A 14,671-nucleotide genomic window follows, 5' to 3' on the forward strand; every position below is an offset into this window, starting at 1 on the left:
CATGAAAGGATCCGACCGGATCCTCATGAAGAGCTTCGCTTTGACGAAGCAGCGCTGCCGGGTTGTCAGCCCTTGAGGCCATGTGTTTCAAGCGCCGCCGTCAGAGAGGCGTATTCCTGCAGCGACAGCGTCTCGCCCCGCCGCACGGGATCGATACCCGTCGATTCGAGGATGCGGGTAAGCTCCTCCCGCTTGTCCTTGCCGAGCCAGGAGGACAGATTGTTGTGGATCGTCTTGCGGCGCTGCGCGAAGCTGGCCTGAACCGTGCGGAAGAAGAAATCCTCGTCCGCCACGTCGACGGCAGGCTTGTCCCGCATCGCCAGCTTGATGACGGCCGAGTCGACGTTCGGCTGCGGAATGAACACCGTATGAGGCACGATGCAGACAAGCTCCGGCACCGCGTAATACTGGACGGCCACGCTGAGGCTGCCATAGGCCTTCGTGCCAGGATTGGCCGCCATCCGCTCGGCGACTTCCTTCTGGATCATGACGACGATGTTCTCCAGCGGCAGCCGCTCCTCCAGAAGCTTCATCAGGATCGGAGTCGTCACGTAATAAGGCAGATTGGCCACGACGCTGACGCCGCTCACCTCGCCGAACTGCTCCTTGAACAGCGCCTGCAGGTCGATCTCCAGCACGTCGCCGTGAACGATACGCACATTCTCGTCGGCTTCCAGCACCTCCTGAAGAATCGGGATGAGCCGCCGGTCGATCTCGACCGCTGCCACCTTGCCCGCTTCCCTGGCGAGCTGCTGGGTCAAGGCGCCGATGCCGGGACCGATCTCCAGCGCCCCTTTGGTTGCGTCCAGTCCGGCCGCGGCTACGATCTTGTTCAGAATATTGGGGTCGATCAGGAAGTTCTGCCCCAGGCTCTTCTTGAAGGAGAAACCATGCCTCTCGATGATTTCCTTCGTTCTTCTAGGTGTCGCTACGTCCACGGGCGATCTCCTCCTCCATCTGCCGCAAGGCTTGTCCGAATTCTTCCTTCGTGATCTGAAAGCTGGCGCAGCGCTTCAGGAACTGCTTGCCGTTGCAATAGCCGATGCCCAGCCGGTTGCCCATGAGCAGTCGACGCCGGGCCGCATCTCCATGCACCAGCAGACCGGCTTCCAGCAGATCGCTGTTCGAGATTTCCGCCTTCTCCGGATCTCCCTCCGTCCGAACGGACGCCAACGCTCTTCTGACCGCTTCGGGAGAAGCGTTCTCCACGCCGATGTCGCCTTTGCGCAAGGCGTCCTCCTGCGGCAGAAAGGCATGCTTGCAGCCGGGCACCCGCTGCGAGACGATTTTGCGTATTCTCTCTCCTGCGTGGTCGGGGTCGGTGAAGATGATGACTCCCCGACGCTGCATGGCGAGCTCGATCCGGCGCAGCACTTCCTCGCCGATCGCCGAGCCGTTCGTTTCGATCGTGTCGGCTTCCACGGCGCGCCGAATCGCTGCCGTGTCGTCCTTGCCCTCCACGACGATAATTTCTTTGATCAAGGCCTTGTCTCCTTTAATTCAATACGCGTTTGAGGGGGTATAAAAAGAAAAAGAGGCTCGGGCCTCTTGAATGCCGGCCAGCCGAGATCCGGACTGCGGCCGGAAAAGGACGGCAGTCGTCCTAGCATGAGCCAAAAAAGCCCTCTCTAATCTCCTCATAGCCGGTAAACGTCCAAAACGGGACCGCCTCGTAAAGGCGGACCCGTATCGCTTGAATCAGCTCAGCTTCGGCTTGGTTGGTCCCAGCACGTATACGGTGTATCCGCGCTTCTTGCCGAACTGCTTCACGTAAGATTCACTCTCGTAGAACACGTCGATCTTCTTGCCGTTGATCGCGCTCCCCGTATCTTCTGCACGACGGAAGCCTATTCCTTCTATATATACCCACCATCCCATCGGGATGACATCCGGGTCGACTGCAATGGTGCGGCCTTCCGATACTTTTGCTCCGGAAGCGGTGATGCCGTAGCCGGCATCGCCTTTGGATTTGCCTGTCGAGGCAAAACCGGCGGTATAAGCCGTCAGGGTGACGTTGTTCAGCACTTTCTTGGCTTTGAGCGAGAGGCCTGATTTGGTGACGGATTGCGATGCCGAAGACGCTGCGCTGAGAGCGACAGCTTTAGGCTTCGGCTTTTCCTTGGTGCCGACCGCAACGATCTTGTTGACGGCGGGCTGTTCCATCGATTTGGCGAGCAGCGTCATGGATACCATCTTGCCATCCTGGTATACCTTTTCGAAGGTTTTGACCAATTGGCCGTTCTGGCCGGCCTTCACCATTTTTAGCTGCCCCTTTTCCAAGGTAGCATCCTCTTTGCGGATGACGGTGAAAGGAATGTCGTGCTTTGTCGTGGTCGTATGCTTGTCGATTCGCAGCACCCGAATCGTCATGTTCGGTTTCAGCTGCGAGGAGGTGTCAGGGAGAATTTTGTCTTGTTCGCGAATCGGAATATTGGACTCTCCGATCGCGGCCTTCACGGTTTTTTCGGTCGTGTACACCGTCGTAGTCTTTCCGTCAGCCATAATCGTCACCGGCACAGCCTGATCGACAATGATCCGGTCCCCATCCTTGAGCGCCGCGCTCAGCGGAACTGAAATCTGGTCGTGCGGTCCGACAGTTATAGCTTGTTCATCCAGTAGGTGCTGCAGGACATCCTGCTTCGTGCTCAGGATCGTTTCCTGTCCGTTCAACACTACGGAGACGTTCTTCTCAGACGTTCCGTGCAACAACACCAAAAACATGAAAGTCATCGCGATTGAGATAATTAAGCTCAGTAGGATCAAACGCAGGTTTTCATGCTTCCATCGCCATTGGAAAGACTTGCTGGATGATCGTTGTACATGGGTGTCCTTTAAGGGAATTGCGCCCACTTCTTCGGTCCTCCTTACATAGCCCCGCCGCCTCGTGTTACGCATGACTATTTAAGACGCGACTATTAGGTTTTGTACGTGCCGAGCAGCACGCCTATCAACCTCTTGCTTCACCTCCACGGTTAACCCTATGTCGACGGTTTACGCAATATTCAAACAAAAAGAAGCCGTCGACAGAGGATCTGTATCGTGGCTTCCCGGGTTGGTCACGCTGAACACATGGAAAGTGGAGCACGAGGTTGATCTCTCTTATATGCGCTTACGAGGTTAGCTGACGGGTTCGGACAAGAGAGCTGCCCTATTCGCCTACTCGGCCTGCTCAAGGCCTTTTGGCGAAATTCACCCCTGGAAAAGGTCAGTTCGTCCATCCAGTCCGCTCCGGAAAATCATGTCATCCGGGACTGCATGGAATCGCTGCTTGGTTCCCCCGCTCTCCCTTGTGGGGAGATTAAGCGAATGATTAAAAAACTGCATCACTCAAAGCTCTGAGTTGAATCATACAGTTTCGGTCAACCGATTGTAAAGAAGAGATAAAAGACTCTTTCAGCCAAATTAGAGGAAAATCCGGCCGTTTTGGGCGGTTTGACAGAGCAGAAATATAATTTTTCTCAGCCAAGCACCTTTTTACAAGCTTTTTCGCCCGATTTTAAGAAAGCTGGAAACATTTTCTTGCATTTGCGGATGTGATGGAAACGAGCTCATTCACATTTTTACCTTTTATTTCCGCCGCTGTCTCGGCAACCAATGCCACGAATGCGGACTCATTCCGCTTCCCTCGATGAGGATGAGGAGCCAGATAGGGGGAGTCCGTTTCGATCAGCAGACGGTCCAGGGGAACCTGCGCAAGAACCTCTTTCGGCACCCTGGCATTCTTGAAGGTCACCGGCCCGCCGAACGAAATATAGAAGTTCATGTCCAGACATTGCTTGGCGGTTTCCCAACTGCCGGAGAAGCAGTGCATGATGCCTCCGACCTCAGCCGCCTTCTCTTCCCGAAGGATGCGGACGACATCCTCATGGGCATCGCGATTATGAATGACGATCGGCTTGCCCGTACGCTTCGCGATGCGGATCTGTTCGCGGAATACCTGCTGCTGGACATCCTTTGGAGCGGTGTCCCAATAATAGTCCAATCCGATTTCCCCGATAGCGACGACCTTCGGATGCGCCATCAGCGCCTCCACCCGTTCGAGGTCCCCTTCCCTCACATCGGCGCTGTCCGTCGGGTGCCACCCGACAATGGCGTAGATGAACGGATATTTTTCGGCAAGTTCCAGCGTCGTCGGAATCGTCTCGCGGTTGAATCCGACATTGAACATCAGCTCTACCCCCGCGTCGCGGGCGCGCTGGATCACTTCCTCGCGGTCATTGTCGAATTTGGGGGCGTCCAGATGCGTGTGCGTGTCAATCAATCCTGCCATGTTTCGACTCCTTTCGAATTGCGGCCTACAGGCCAAGTCTTTCCCGAATTTCCGGCTCCATGCGATAGCTGAGCAGCGAAGCCGCTTCGGCATCGTAGAAGAGCCGGTATTGGCCGCGGTGCATGCCCGTTATCGACCTCACGACATCGGATTGCGCCGATATTTCCGTCAGCTGCATGGAGCTGTCAAGAAGCAGGATCGGAGGCTTGCCCCGGTTTCCTTCCTCCTGCTTGTCCATTCCCGAACGATACACATGATAGGGAAGATCGTAAGGAAAATCAATTTCCAGCTCGTAATCGCGGTTCATTCCAGCGGCGGCCAGCCGTTCGCAGAACAGCTGGGCGTCTGATTCATGTTCGCGGTCGAAGGTTATATACTTGTACAATTTGCGATTAAGGAATCGGGTGCATAAGGATGCCAGCAGCTTATCCTCCTCTTCGGTCCAAGCGGCAAAAGCCGTTTGGACAAGCGATTCGTCCAGCTTCAAATAAGAAGCCACATCCAGGTCCTGGCTGAACAGCCGCTTGATCGGCTCGGGAATCCAGGAGAAGGCATAGCCCGAACGGCATAATTCCTGGGCCCTCAGAAGAATTTTCCTCAGAACAATCTCCGAGCTGCGAGTAACCGGATGGAAATACACCTGCCAATACATCTGATATCGGCTCATCAGATAATCCTCGACCGCATGCATGCCGCTGTCCTTGACGACAATCCTGCCTTGGTGGGGGCGAAGCACGCGAAGAATCCGGTCCAGATCGAACGTACCGTAATTGACCCCGGTAAAGTAGGCATCCCGCAGCAGGTAATCCATGCGGTCCGCATCCATTTGGCTCGACACCAAATTAATGACGATCGGCTTCTCGTAGGTTTTCCGGATTACGGAGGCTACTTTGCCCGGAAATCCGGGCTCGACGGAACGCAGGAGCCGGTTCACTTCCGTATCTCCTTCTATAATAGAGCAGCTCCATTCCTCATGGTCGAATTCCATGATTTCTTCAATGGAATGGGAGAACGGCCCATGCCCGAGATCATGAAGCAAAGCCGCGCATAGGCTAAGAAGCTTCTCTTCCCTGGGCCAGTCGGGGTATTCGCTGCGTTCGAACTGCGAGATGATGCGCCGTGTCAGCTCATAGACGCCGAGCGAATGGCTGAACCGGCTGTGCTCCGCGCCATGGAAGGTGAGGAATGTGGTGCCAAGCTGGCGGATTCTTCTCAGCCTCTGAAATTCCGGCGTATCGATCAGGTCCCAAATCAGCTGATCCTGAACGTAAATATACTTGTGGACCGGATCCTTGAACACCTTTTCCTCTTCCAGCTTTGTCATCGTCATCCACCTTTCGTTCAAACTTTCGACAAAATAAACATGTTGTTTGTCGAATAGTGTCGTAATAAGATTTCCAATTTTTCTAGTCTTGTAGTAAGATAACTAGAGATTTAATCCCTTTCCTGTTCTAAAACCTTGAATTTATGTGCTAAAACCAGACTTTTTGATGGTTGACTGATTTGGGAATGGTTGGTATTATTAAAATCATAAAAAGTAGTTTTATGTCGAACGTTGACGAAATAAATCAAGAGAGGCTGGTCGCCCATTATGATGAAATCCACCGGTATTGTTCGGAAAGTTGACGAGCTTGGCCGCGTTGTTATTCCAATCGAGCTGCGCCGTACGCTTGGAATCGGCGAGAAAGACGCTCTGGAAATTTATGTAGACGGAGAACGCATCATGCTCAAGAAATACGAGCCGGCATGCATCTTCTGCGGCAACGCAGAGAACGTCGCCTACTTCAAAGGCAAAATCGTCTGCAATTCCTGTCTTTCCGAAATGCCTACCCCTGTGACAAAATAAGCATAATCAGTTATACTTAACTTTAGCAACTTTAACCAAGGTATTTCTAACCTTTTTATACTCCTACCTTGCCTTCCTGAGCTGGCGACAGCCCGGGAAGGTCCTTTTTTATTCCGGGCCGGCCTCTGTGCTTCCTCAGCCTTCCGCTTCATCTAAAGTTCGCTTTTTGCGATTCACTGTCACGAGGCTGGCCGACAAGCCGGCTTATTTGCGCATGAGCTCGTTGTACACATCCCGTTTCTGAAGCCCACGGTCCGCGGCGGTTTTCCGAATGGCTTCCTTTCTCGGCTCCCCTTGCTCTTCGTACTTGGATGCATGCTCTTCCAGGCTGAGTCCTTCCCACCAAGGCGGGCCTTGCTCCGCCGCTTGATCTTCATCCGCTCCCTCGACAACAAGACAGTATTCCCCGAGCGGCTCGTTCTCCTCCAACCATTGTTCGCATTCCGAGACGGTTCCCCGAACGGCTTCTTCATGCTTTTTGGTCAGCTCGCGAATCATCGCCATCCTTCTGTCGCCGAGCACGGCCCGAATTGCCGGCAGCGTTTTCGCCACCCGGTGGGGCGATTCATAGAACAGCAGCGTGCTGTCCAGCCGCTTCAACCCGAGCAGCCAGTTTTCCAGCGATTTCTTGTCCCGGGGAGGAAAGCCGGCAAACATAAAGCGTTCGGTGGGCAGCCCCGAGATGATGAGCGCGGCAAGCGCAGCATTGGCTCCCGGCACGGGTACGACGGGAATGCCCCGTTCCACGGCATCCTTCACCAGATCGGCTCCGGGATCGGATATGGCGGGCATCCCGGCGTCGCTCACGAGCGCGATGCTGCTTCCTTCCTCCAGAAGCCGGATAAGCTCAGGGCCGCTGGCTGCTTTGTTATGCTCATGATAGCTGACGAGGCGTCCGTCGATCTCGAAGCGGCTGAGCAGCTTGCGGGTCTGCCTCGTATCCTCCGCAGCAATCAGGGAGACTTCCTTCAGGATGCGGATGGCCCGCATCGTGATATCCTCCAGGTTGCCGATCGGCGTTGCGACCAGATATAGCGTGCCGCAGCTATGCTCCTCAAAGCTCTTTTGCCTGTTCATCCGCAGAGCCTCCTTTAGATCCATAGTAAATTTCCATGATTTCCTGACTGTATCGCTCCTTGTCCGCGTACACGATCAGCGGGGACAGCAGCCTCAGCGAAGGCTTGGCATCACGAACGGCTTCAATCAGCACCATATTCGCTTCGGAGCCGACATGGGGATGTACGAATCGAAGCCGCTTCGGCTCCAGCTTCCAGCGGGTCATCGACGCCAGGATTTCCACGAGACGCCCTGGCCGGTGCACCATCGATACTTTGCCGCCGGTACGGACGAGCCTTGCGCAATTCTCGACAATTTCCTCCAAAGTTCCATGCACTTCATGACGCGCGACCGCATAATGCTCATTGCCGTTCCGGTCTCCCGTCAAAGGAGGCATATAAGGGGGATTGACGGTCACCGCATCGTAGCTTCCCCAGCCGAGCTCTCTTGATTTCTCGCGCAGATCTCCTTCAACGATTCGAATCCGCGTTCCCATTCCGTTGATTTCCACGCTCCGGCGAGCCATATCGGCGAGGCGAGGCTGAATTTCCACAGCATCGATCGAAGCGCGGGTCCTCGTCGTCAGCAGCAGCGGGATGACCCCGTTGCCGGTGCATAGATCGACGATTCGTCCCGAGGGCGGAACTCCGGCAAAATGCGCGAGAAGCACCGCATCCATGGAGAAGCTGAACACTTCCCGGCTCTGGATGATGCGAAGCTCATGTGTAAGCAGATCGTCCAGCCTTTCGCTTGGCTGCAATTCCATATCCAAAATGCTTCCCTTCCCCTTTCCGGCCTCTCCCAAAGGGAGGAGCCCAAAAACCTCTACGACGACAAAGAGGACCCGCTCACGGGTCCCTTGGTCTGCATTATTTATTCAGGAACGACAGGCAGAACAGGCAGTCTCCTTCGGTACGGAGATGACCATAGTACACGTTGCAAATATGGAAGCCTTCATAATAAAGCCTTGCCAGATTATCGTGTCCTTCTCCAACCGCCTGCGGAAGTTCCTCGGTCAAAGCCCCCGAATCGGAAGCCGGCTGCCGCGCAGGAGCCGATGAACCGGAATGCACCGGCTGCATCGCCTTCTCCGTGTGAGGATTGGTTTCCTTCCTCAACACCTTGCGCAGCTGCCTGTTCTCGATCGAGAGCTGTTTGTTCGCCTCCACCAGCTGCTTGACGATTTGTTTGAGCTCGCCCAATTCCTTGTGAAAGCCGCCCATTCTAGTTTCAAGCTCATCCATATGAAGGAAAAGATCTTTATTCTCCAAGAACTCACACCCCAGAGCTTTCATGCATGACGTTCAGGTTCATATTCATTTTACAACTACATCGTCGATCGGCATTTCTTTTGGTCTTCCGCTGATCTCGAACAGCTGGACGTAGACGCTCTTGGAAGCCGCGTTGATGCCGGTAACCCGTCCTTCTCCGAAGGAGGTGACGACGGTCTTGCCGATGGCGGGCATTTCCTCCCGCACGCTTTCGTAGTTATCATGCTCAAATTTCAGGCAGCACATGAGCCTTCCGCACAATCCCGATATTTTCGTCGGGTTCAGCGACAAGCTTTGATCCTTGGCCATCTTGATGGATACGGGATCGAAATCGCCCAACCAGGAAGAGCAGCACAGGACGCGTCCGCAAGGGCCGATGCCTCCGAGCATCTTGGCTTCGTCTCGCACGCCGATCTGTCTAAGCTCGATCCGGGTACGGAATACGCTGGCCAAGTCCTTGACGAGCTCACGGAAGTCGATCCGGCCTTCTGCCGTGAAATAGAATATGATTTTATTGCGGTCAAACGTGAATTCGACATCCACCAGCTTCATCTTGAGCCCGTGCGCGCGGATCTTATCCAGGCAGACCGAGAACGCGTTCTGCGCGGCGCCTCGATTCTCCTCGACGACCTTGGCGTCCTGGTCGCTGGCGATGCGAATGACTTTTTTGAGAGGGAGAACTACATCCGATTCGTCTACCTGCTTCTGTCCGACTACGACTTTGCCGTATTCCACACCCCTGGCGGTTTCCACAATAACGTGATGGTCCGTGCCTACGGGATGCTCGACGGGATCAAAGTAATAGATCTTGCCCGCTTTTTTGAAGCGGACACCGACGACATTATACAAGGATTTAACCCTCCTGTAGACGTACCAGTAATTGCTCTATGGCGAGCTGGGGAGCCACATTGGCCTTGATCTTCCCCGCCGCCTCCATTGCATGCTCCATGCACGAAACCCAGTAAGCGGCCGGCTTCGTGTACGCATGCTGACTAATCCAATCCAACTGATCTATGAAAACCATCTGTTCAGACCTTCCAGCCTGATAATGAATCATGTCTCTGAACCATAACACCAATAAAGACAGTAGCAGCTGCGAGCTCGAACCCAGATCGGCCTTGATCAGCCTCTGCTGGACGGTCACCATGCCCGCAGTGAATCGGGAAGTGCTCTCCTTGCCTAATTGTATCACTACATTTCGGATTTCTGCAAACCCAATCTGTTCTATTACAGCACGGCATCCGTCCAGGCCGGAAGCCAAATGGACGGCTGCGCGGACATGCGGGGGAGGAAATCCTTCCTGCACGAGCTGCTCCAGCATCTCCTTGGGCGAATAGGGCAAAAAAGGGACCGGCTGCGTACGGGAAGCAATAGTGGGCAGCACGGCCCCGGCATGCGTCGCGAGCAGAATCGCCACTGTCGGCGAAACAGGCTCTTCCAGGAATTTCAGCAGGCTGTTGGAGGCGGGCGGAGTCATCGATTCCGCTTTCTCCATGATATACACCTTGCGCCGGGAGGGATCCGCCGTCCGGTAGGACATCTCCCGCTGCAAGTCGTCAATTTGTCCAAGCTTGATGGAATTGCCATCCGGCGAGATCCGGTGCAGATCAGGCTGGTTGCCATGCTCGAACTTGCGGCATTCCAGGCATTCTCCGCAGGCGTCGTCTCCGCCGGCCGTGCAGAACAGAGCCTGGGCGAAGGCCAGAGCCGTCTGCAGCCTGCCCGTGCCTCCCGGCCCGTGGAACAGATAGGCATGCGATACCTTGCCGCTCTGTAGGGCATGCCGCAATATTTGCTTGGCCTTTTCCTGGCCGGTGATTTCCGCAAGTCTCATAGCTGTCCTTTCTCCGCTCTAAAATAACAGGTTGACCAGCAGGCCGCGGATGTCTCCGACCCGCTGCAGCAGCTCCATGCGCCCCTGCTCGCTGAGCAGAAGCTCATCGGCCATCGCGAGCAGGCTCTCGTCAATCTCGTCCAGCAGCTTATGCCGCTTGATCCGGCCGCGCCGGTCCATGCTGCGCACATCCTTGATTCCGACGCCGCGCCGGACGGTCATCTCCAGGAACTGCTTGACCATCGCCTTGTAGGCTTTCAGCTCGCGCATCGTCATCGAGCGTGAGAGCCGCTCTCCCTGCTGCTGGATATCCTGCAGCTTCTGCTCCAGCTCTTCACGGCTTCGGCTCTGGTCCTGATAGCGCATCGCATCGGCGAATGATTTGGACTGCACCGGCTTGCCCGCCGCGCTGTCCCTTGCGCGATCCTGTCCCAGCGGACGCCAGCCCGGATCGATCTTCATCTTCGCACGCTCCTGTCAGGTAGATCTGGATTAGAAATGTTCAAAACGCTCCACCGGCATGACGAATACGGCGGCGCCGCCAACCTGAACCTCGACCGGGAACGGGATATACGAATCGGTCGTTCCGCCCATAGGCGACACCGGCGTCACGAGCTGGTCGCGGACCTTGCAGTTGGAACGGATGCAGTGCAGCACTTCATGCACTCGCTCATCCTCGATCCCGATCATGAACGTGGTGTTGCCCGCCTTCAGGAATCCTCCGGTGCTCGCCAGCTTGGTGGCACGGAATCCTTCGCGGACAAGGGCGTTCGACAGACGGTTGCTGTCCTTGTCTTGTACAACGGCAATGACTAGCTTCATCCTCATTCCTCCTATTTGTTTAGATATAAAATTGGACAAAACAGGCGTGAATTCCTGCTTGTCACATCGATAAAGCGGCCATCGCGTCGATTAATACCGATTCCGGAGATCGTTCCGCGTCGATGCGGACGATCCGCTGCGGGTGCAGCTCCAAAAGCTTCAGATATCCGGCGCGCACCCTGGCATGAAAGGACTCGCGTTCCAGATCGAGACGGTTGATTTCCCTGTCTCCCGCCTCGGCGATCCGCCTCAGGCCGATCTCGACCGGCAAATCCAGAAACAGCGTCATATCCGGCATCCAGCCTTCAATCGCGAACCGGTTGATCTCTTCAATGGCGCTCATTCCAAGGCCACGCGCATACCCCTGGTAAGCGAGGCTGCTGTCGATGTAGCGGTCGCAGATGACGGTCTTTCCCGCCTCCAGCGCCGGAATAACCTTCTCTGTCAGATGCTGCCTTCTAGCGGCTGCATACAGGAGCGCTTCCGTCCGGCTGTCCATTCCGGTGTGCGTCCGGTCCAGAATGACTTCCCGGATCTTCTCGGCAATAGGGATGCCTCCGGGCTCCCTCGTCGTCAGGACTGCATATCCTTGCTTCTCCAAGCCGGCGGCAAGGGATTGGATCAGCGTCGTCTTGCCCGCGCCTTCCCCGCCTTCTATCGTAATAAACCTTCCTCGCTCCACTTGTAACATGCTCCCTGCTCGGTTTTTACCTATCATACCATGACCGGCGCCGCTTACCTATCGGAATGCTTTTAGAGCCGACTTTTCTCCAGCGTACGATGACAGCGGGGCGAATCGAATGCTGCCGCTCATTTCCGGACCTGAAAAAGGGAAAAGCAAGGCATTCACCCTTTCGTCCCCAACACCAAACAGACCGGCTCACTCCGAGGAAGGAAGACGCACTGCGATGCAGCCCCGGTCCTCTTCGCTCATTCCTTGGAATCTGGCTCCCGCCTCCAGCAGCTTCTGCATATGAGCCGCCGTTTCAGGCGTTATCCGCTCACCCTCGTAAACAAGCGGAATTCCCGGCGGGTACGGAACGATCCTCTCTGCGGCAAGCCGCCCTGCCGAATCCTTGACCATCACCTTTTCTTCTCGCTCCGGGTTCCTCTTGCTGCGCTTGAGCAGCACCGGCAGCGAGACAACCTCCGCGCGGCTTGTTTCCGGTTGCAGCAGCGGAGAGAACGCGCGCCTGCTGTCGGCCGGATCGGCCAATCCATGGACGGAGGCAATTTCCTCGAGAGCGGCAAGAAGCGCATCGGCATCTTTTTCCTCGCTCCTGGCTCCAACGACAAGAACGATATAACGGGCATCCGCCATCTCCGGCCAGCAGCCGCGCATCTCGAGCTCCTTCTGCAGCCTGAATCCGCTTAGACAGCCGCTGGCGTCCTCTAAGACGATTCGGAGAGGATCCAGCCGATGCTCCTCCCCTAGCAGCTCCAGCAACCGGAAGGGATGGCGCGCATGTTGATCCGATGCCCAATCCCGGATTCGCTTCGCGGTCTGCAATCCAGGTTCAAACCATTTCTCGCCATAGCTGCCGACTTGGGCGCGGGCCGCGTCCAGCGAGGCCAAGATCGGGAACGACGGCGAAGAGCTCTGAATCATCGTCAGCGCCTGCTTGACGCTTGAACGATCCAGCCTCTCTCCTTGCATATGAAGCATCGCTCCCATCGTAAGGGCAGAGAGGGTCTTGTGCGTGGATTGGACCACTCCGTCAGCTCCTGCCTGGAGAGCTGATCCGGGGAAAGAGGGGTGCAGCCCGTAATGGGCTCCGTGGGCTTCATCCACCAGCAGCACCGCACCGGCCTCATGAATATAGTCCGCATAAGGGCGAAGGTCGGCCGACAAGCCGTAATAGTTCGGATTCGTCAGCAACACCGCTTTGGCCTCCGGATAGAGGGCGAGCCCATCTTGAATCGTCCGCAAGGAGGGAACCAATCCGATTCCGGTTTGCCTATCCATTTCTGGAGTCAGGAATACCGCTCTAGCCCCGCTTAACTGAAGGCCGTTCAGAACCGATTTGTGGACATTGCGCTGGACGAGGACCAGATCACCCGGAAGACAGGTGCCGATGATCAGAGCCATATTTCCAGACGTGCTTCCGCCGACCAGGAAGGAGGTTTCCTCAGCCCCGAAGCATTCTGCCGCGAGCAGCTGAGCCTCCAGGATCGCCCCGCTCGGATCATGGAGATCATCCGTGCTTGCCAGCTCGGTCACATCTATTTCCATGACCATGTCCAGCCATTGCGCGTTTCTGGAGCTTTGAGCCCCGACATGAACAAGAACGTCTTTGTTGCGCTCTCCTCCTTTGTGGCCTGGCACATGGAAGGAGACCGGATTGCCGGCTATATGGGAGTTCAACATCGTGAGCAGCGGAGTCGTCGTTTGATTCATTAAAAGCTTTCCTTTCGCTTGCATTCATTTCTTCCATTGTAATAGAAAAAGGGGCAAAAAAAAGCTTTCTTCCCGCAGGAAGAAAGCTCAGACATTCTTATGCACCCATATTTGCTTCATCTGATGGACATAAAAGGGGTATTTCTCGTCCTTTACATCCGTCTGAACCATTTCATTCTCGCAACTGCCGCAAATGAATTCCGATACGATATGAAGTCCCTGGTCCTGGGGCTTGAATTGGCCGCATACGATGCATTCACACAAAGCGCCCTCATGCATAGTCCATCCGCCTTTCTTTCAAGTACAATGATATTATCAGGATGCCCTGAAATCTATTAATCCATACCTGTAAAATTCGTATAAACGTCTTCCTACACCATATTCAGCCTGGGTCTGTCGGTGCCTATCCCAATTAAACTGAACCGAGTCCTCGGCTCGACCGATAGTAAAGAAGAGTCCCTAATGAGGAGGAGCACCATGTTTCAGCCTTTGTCCGAGCAAAAGGAAGCTACGATTTATCAATACCGGCTTGTCCGCAAGCTTTATTTTTCACCTGCGCTCGTCCATTATCATTGGGCTGTCGGGCTGCTTCTGGCGGCAGCCTTGCTTGTCCTGTCTCCGATCGGCAGTATGGCCGGCTTGGCTGCAGGGATGCTGTTCATACCCCTTCTTCATTTCGCTCTGATCCGGTTGATCGGCTTGCGCAGCCATCATGAGTTCAGGTCTCGAAAATGGAACTGGAGGTTTGTTTTTCCCCTCGTCGGCTATCTTCCCGAGCTCCCTGTCGAGCTGGCCGCCTTCACCCGTCTGCAGATTCATCTGCTCTGGACAGGACTGTGCTGCATCATGCTATTCTATCCCTGGCTGCAGCCGGAAACCCTGTCTTCCCTGCTGCTTGTCCATTTCTGGCTGCTTGCGCCTCACCTGACAGCCGTGTTCTTCCTCCTGAAAGAAAGAAGGGATGGCGTCGTCAAGCTTCCCTTGGAAGAGCCCTATTACTTGTATTATCACCGATAAGCGTCGGAAAAAGAATCTCTTTTTATTACCCGCACATTCTCATGCCAAACACTAATCTCCCGTTCAAGGGGGATTAGTGTCGCTTTATGCCATTTGAAATCAAAAAAAGCCTGATCGGCGATTGCTCGCGGATCAGGCTTCACTCTGTGCTTGGCGA

17 protein-coding genes and 1 riboswitch are annotated in these 14,671 nt (G+C 55.2%); of the genes, 2 read left to right on the forward strand and 15 right to left on the reverse strand.

Translation table 11 applies throughout. The features are described from left to right. Positions 1–65: 65 nt before the first annotated feature. From rsmA to PHU01S_RS22695, 5 genes are all read right to left on the reverse strand, one after another. On the reverse strand, positions 66–938 hold the full coding sequence (gene rsmA, locus PHU01S_RS22675; RefSeq protein WP_127510081.1) for a 16S rRNA (adenine(1518)-N(6)/adenine(1519)-N(6))-dimethyltransferase RsmA: 873 nt from the start codon (positions 936–938) through the stop codon (positions 66–68). Continuing rightward, a complete protein-coding gene (rnmV, locus tag PHU01S_RS22680; RefSeq protein ID WP_127510083.1) occupies positions 919–1,482 on the reverse strand; it encodes a ribonuclease M5 in 564 nt (187 codons plus the stop codon). Before rnmV ends, rsmA begins: the two co-directional genes overlap by 20 nt. 216 nt (positions 1,483–1,698) lie before the next feature. Then, positions 1,699–2,850: a resuscitation-promoting factor gene (locus PHU01S_RS22685; protein WP_049868624.1), complete on the reverse strand. Its 1,152-nt coding sequence runs from the start codon at positions 2,848–2,850 to the stop codon at positions 1,699–1,701. Between the two features lie 241 nt (positions 2,851–3,091). After that, positions 3,092–3,315: riboswitch (cyclic di-AMP (ydaO/yuaA leader) on the reverse strand. A 181-nt stretch (positions 3,316–3,496) separates the two neighbouring features. After that, complete coding sequence (locus PHU01S_RS22690) at positions 3,497–4,270, reverse strand: TatD family hydrolase (protein WP_127510085.1); 774 nt, start codon at positions 4,268–4,270, stop codon at positions 3,497–3,499. A 25-nt stretch (positions 4,271–4,295) separates the two neighbouring features. After that, positions 4,296–5,600, reverse strand: coding sequence for an HD domain-containing protein (locus tag PHU01S_RS22695; RefSeq protein ID WP_076359920.1), 1,305 nt, complete (start codon positions 5,598–5,600; stop codon positions 4,296–4,298). Between the two features lie 261 nt (positions 5,601–5,861). Here PHU01S_RS22695 and PHU01S_RS22700 point away from each other — a divergent pair, with 261 nt between their 5' ends. Beyond that, positions 5,862–6,116, forward strand: a complete 255-nt coding sequence (locus PHU01S_RS22700) for an AbrB/MazE/SpoVT family DNA-binding domain-containing protein (RefSeq protein WP_048746960.1) — start codon at positions 5,862–5,864, stop codon at positions 6,114–6,116. Between the two features lie 204 nt (positions 6,117–6,320). Here the strand turns inward: PHU01S_RS22700 and rsmI are convergent, their stop codons facing one another. The 10 genes from rsmI to PHU01S_RS22750 form a co-directional block, all read right to left on the reverse strand. Then, a complete protein-coding gene (gene rsmI / locus PHU01S_RS22705) occupies positions 6,321–7,193 on the reverse strand; it encodes a 16S rRNA (cytidine(1402)-2'-O)-methyltransferase (protein WP_076359918.1) in 873 nt (290 codons plus the stop codon). Further along, entirely contained in the window at positions 7,171–7,938 is a 768-nt protein-coding gene (locus PHU01S_RS22710; RefSeq protein WP_127510087.1) for a tRNA1(Val) (adenine(37)-N6)-methyltransferase, read from the reverse strand. The genes rsmI and PHU01S_RS22710 overlap by 23 nt, the downstream gene beginning before the upstream one ends. Positions 7,939–8,041: 103 nt before the next feature. Further along, positions 8,042–8,443: an initiation-control protein YabA gene (locus tag PHU01S_RS22715; protein WP_076359914.1), complete on the reverse strand. Its 402-nt coding sequence runs from the start codon at positions 8,441–8,443 to the stop codon at positions 8,042–8,044. Positions 8,444–8,488: 45 nt separating this feature from the next. After that, positions 8,489–9,292 (reverse strand): PSP1 domain-containing protein, encoded by an 804-nt coding sequence (locus PHU01S_RS22720; RefSeq protein WP_048744909.1) that lies wholly within the window; start codon positions 9,290–9,292, stop codon positions 8,489–8,491. A gap of 4 nt (positions 9,293–9,296) precedes the next feature. Beyond that, positions 9,297–10,277 (reverse strand): DNA polymerase III subunit delta', encoded by a 981-nt coding sequence (holB, locus tag PHU01S_RS22725; protein ID WP_127510089.1) that lies wholly within the window; start codon positions 10,275–10,277, stop codon positions 9,297–9,299. Positions 10,278–10,295: 18 nt separating this feature from the next. After that, entirely contained in the window at positions 10,296–10,739 is a 444-nt protein-coding gene (locus tag PHU01S_RS22730) for a YaaR family protein (protein WP_127510091.1), read from the reverse strand. 30 nt (positions 10,740–10,769) lie between these two features. Next, a complete protein-coding gene (gene darA, locus PHU01S_RS22735; RefSeq protein ID WP_048745308.1) occupies positions 10,770–11,099 on the reverse strand; it encodes a cyclic di-AMP receptor DarA in 330 nt (109 codons plus the stop codon). Between the two features lie 61 nt (positions 11,100–11,160). Beyond that, positions 11,161–11,790 (reverse strand): dTMP kinase, encoded by a 630-nt coding sequence (gene tmk, locus PHU01S_RS22740; RefSeq protein WP_083688727.1) that lies wholly within the window; start codon positions 11,788–11,790, stop codon positions 11,161–11,163. Positions 11,791–11,979: 189 nt separating this feature from the next. Continuing rightward, a complete protein-coding gene (locus tag PHU01S_RS22745; protein WP_246029314.1) occupies positions 11,980–13,497 on the reverse strand; it encodes an aminotransferase class I/II-fold pyridoxal phosphate-dependent enzyme in 1,518 nt (505 codons plus the stop codon). 87 nt (positions 13,498–13,584) lie between these two features. Then, positions 13,585–13,776, reverse strand: a complete 192-nt coding sequence (locus tag PHU01S_RS22750) for a sigma factor G inhibitor Gin (protein WP_021878479.1) — start codon at positions 13,774–13,776, stop codon at positions 13,585–13,587. Between the two features lie 198 nt (positions 13,777–13,974). Here PHU01S_RS22750 and PHU01S_RS22755 point away from each other — a divergent pair, with 198 nt between their 5' ends. Next, positions 13,975–14,514 carry a transposase gene (locus PHU01S_RS22755; RefSeq protein WP_127510093.1) on the forward strand — a complete coding sequence of 180 codons (540 nt, stop codon included), beginning with the start codon at positions 13,975–13,977 and terminating at the stop codon, positions 14,512–14,514. The last annotated feature ends 157 nt before the right edge of the window (positions 14,515–14,671 follow it).

Origin of the sequence: Paenibacillus humicus NBRC 102415 (assembly GCF_004000905.1) — a bacterium.
Classification (GTDB): Bacteria; Bacillota; Bacilli; order Paenibacillales; family Paenibacillaceae; genus Paenibacillus_O; species Paenibacillus_O humicus.

Excerpts from the sequence above, each read along its gene's own strand:
- PHU01S_RS22700 (WP_048746960.1), top strand. The coding sequence starts at position 5,862 with ATGATGAAATCCACCGGTATTGTTCGGAAAGTTGACGAGCTTGGCCGC.
- PHU01S_RS22730 (WP_127510091.1), bottom strand. The coding sequence starts at position 10,739 with ATGAAGATCGATCCGGGCTGGCGTCCGCTGGGACAGGATCGCGCAAGG.
- PHU01S_RS22750 (WP_021878479.1), bottom strand. The coding sequence starts at position 13,776 with ATGCATGAGGGCGCTTTGTGTGAATGCATCGTATGCGGCCAATTCAAG.
- PHU01S_RS22695 (WP_076359920.1), bottom strand. The coding sequence starts at position 5,600 with ATGACGATGACAAAGCTGGAAGAGGAAAAGGTGTTCAAGGATCCGGTC.
- rsmI (WP_076359918.1), bottom strand. The coding sequence starts at position 7,193 with ATGAACAGGCAAAAGAGCTTTGAGGAGCATAGCTGCGGCACGCTATAT.
- PHU01S_RS22745 (WP_246029314.1), bottom strand. The coding sequence starts at position 13,497 with ATGAATCAAACGACGACTCCGCTGCTCACGATGTTGAACTCCCATATA.
- PHU01S_RS22710 (WP_127510087.1), bottom strand. The coding sequence starts at position 7,938 with ATGGAATTGCAGCCAAGCGAAAGGCTGGACGATCTGCTTACACATGAG.
- holB (WP_127510089.1), bottom strand. The coding sequence starts at position 10,277 with ATGAGACTTGCGGAAATCACCGGCCAGGAAAAGGCCAAGCAAATATTG.
- PHU01S_RS22690 (WP_127510085.1), bottom strand. The coding sequence starts at position 4,270 with ATGGCAGGATTGATTGACACGCACACGCATCTGGACGCCCCCAAATTC.
- tmk (WP_083688727.1), bottom strand. The coding sequence starts at position 11,790 with ATGTTACAAGTGGAGCGAGGAAGGTTTATTACGATAGAAGGCGGGGAA.
- PHU01S_RS22755 (WP_127510093.1), top strand. The coding sequence starts at position 13,975 with ATGTTTCAGCCTTTGTCCGAGCAAAAGGAAGCTACGATTTATCAATAC.
- darA (WP_048745308.1), bottom strand. The coding sequence starts at position 11,099 with ATGAAGCTAGTCATTGCCGTTGTACAAGACAAGGACAGCAACCGTCTG.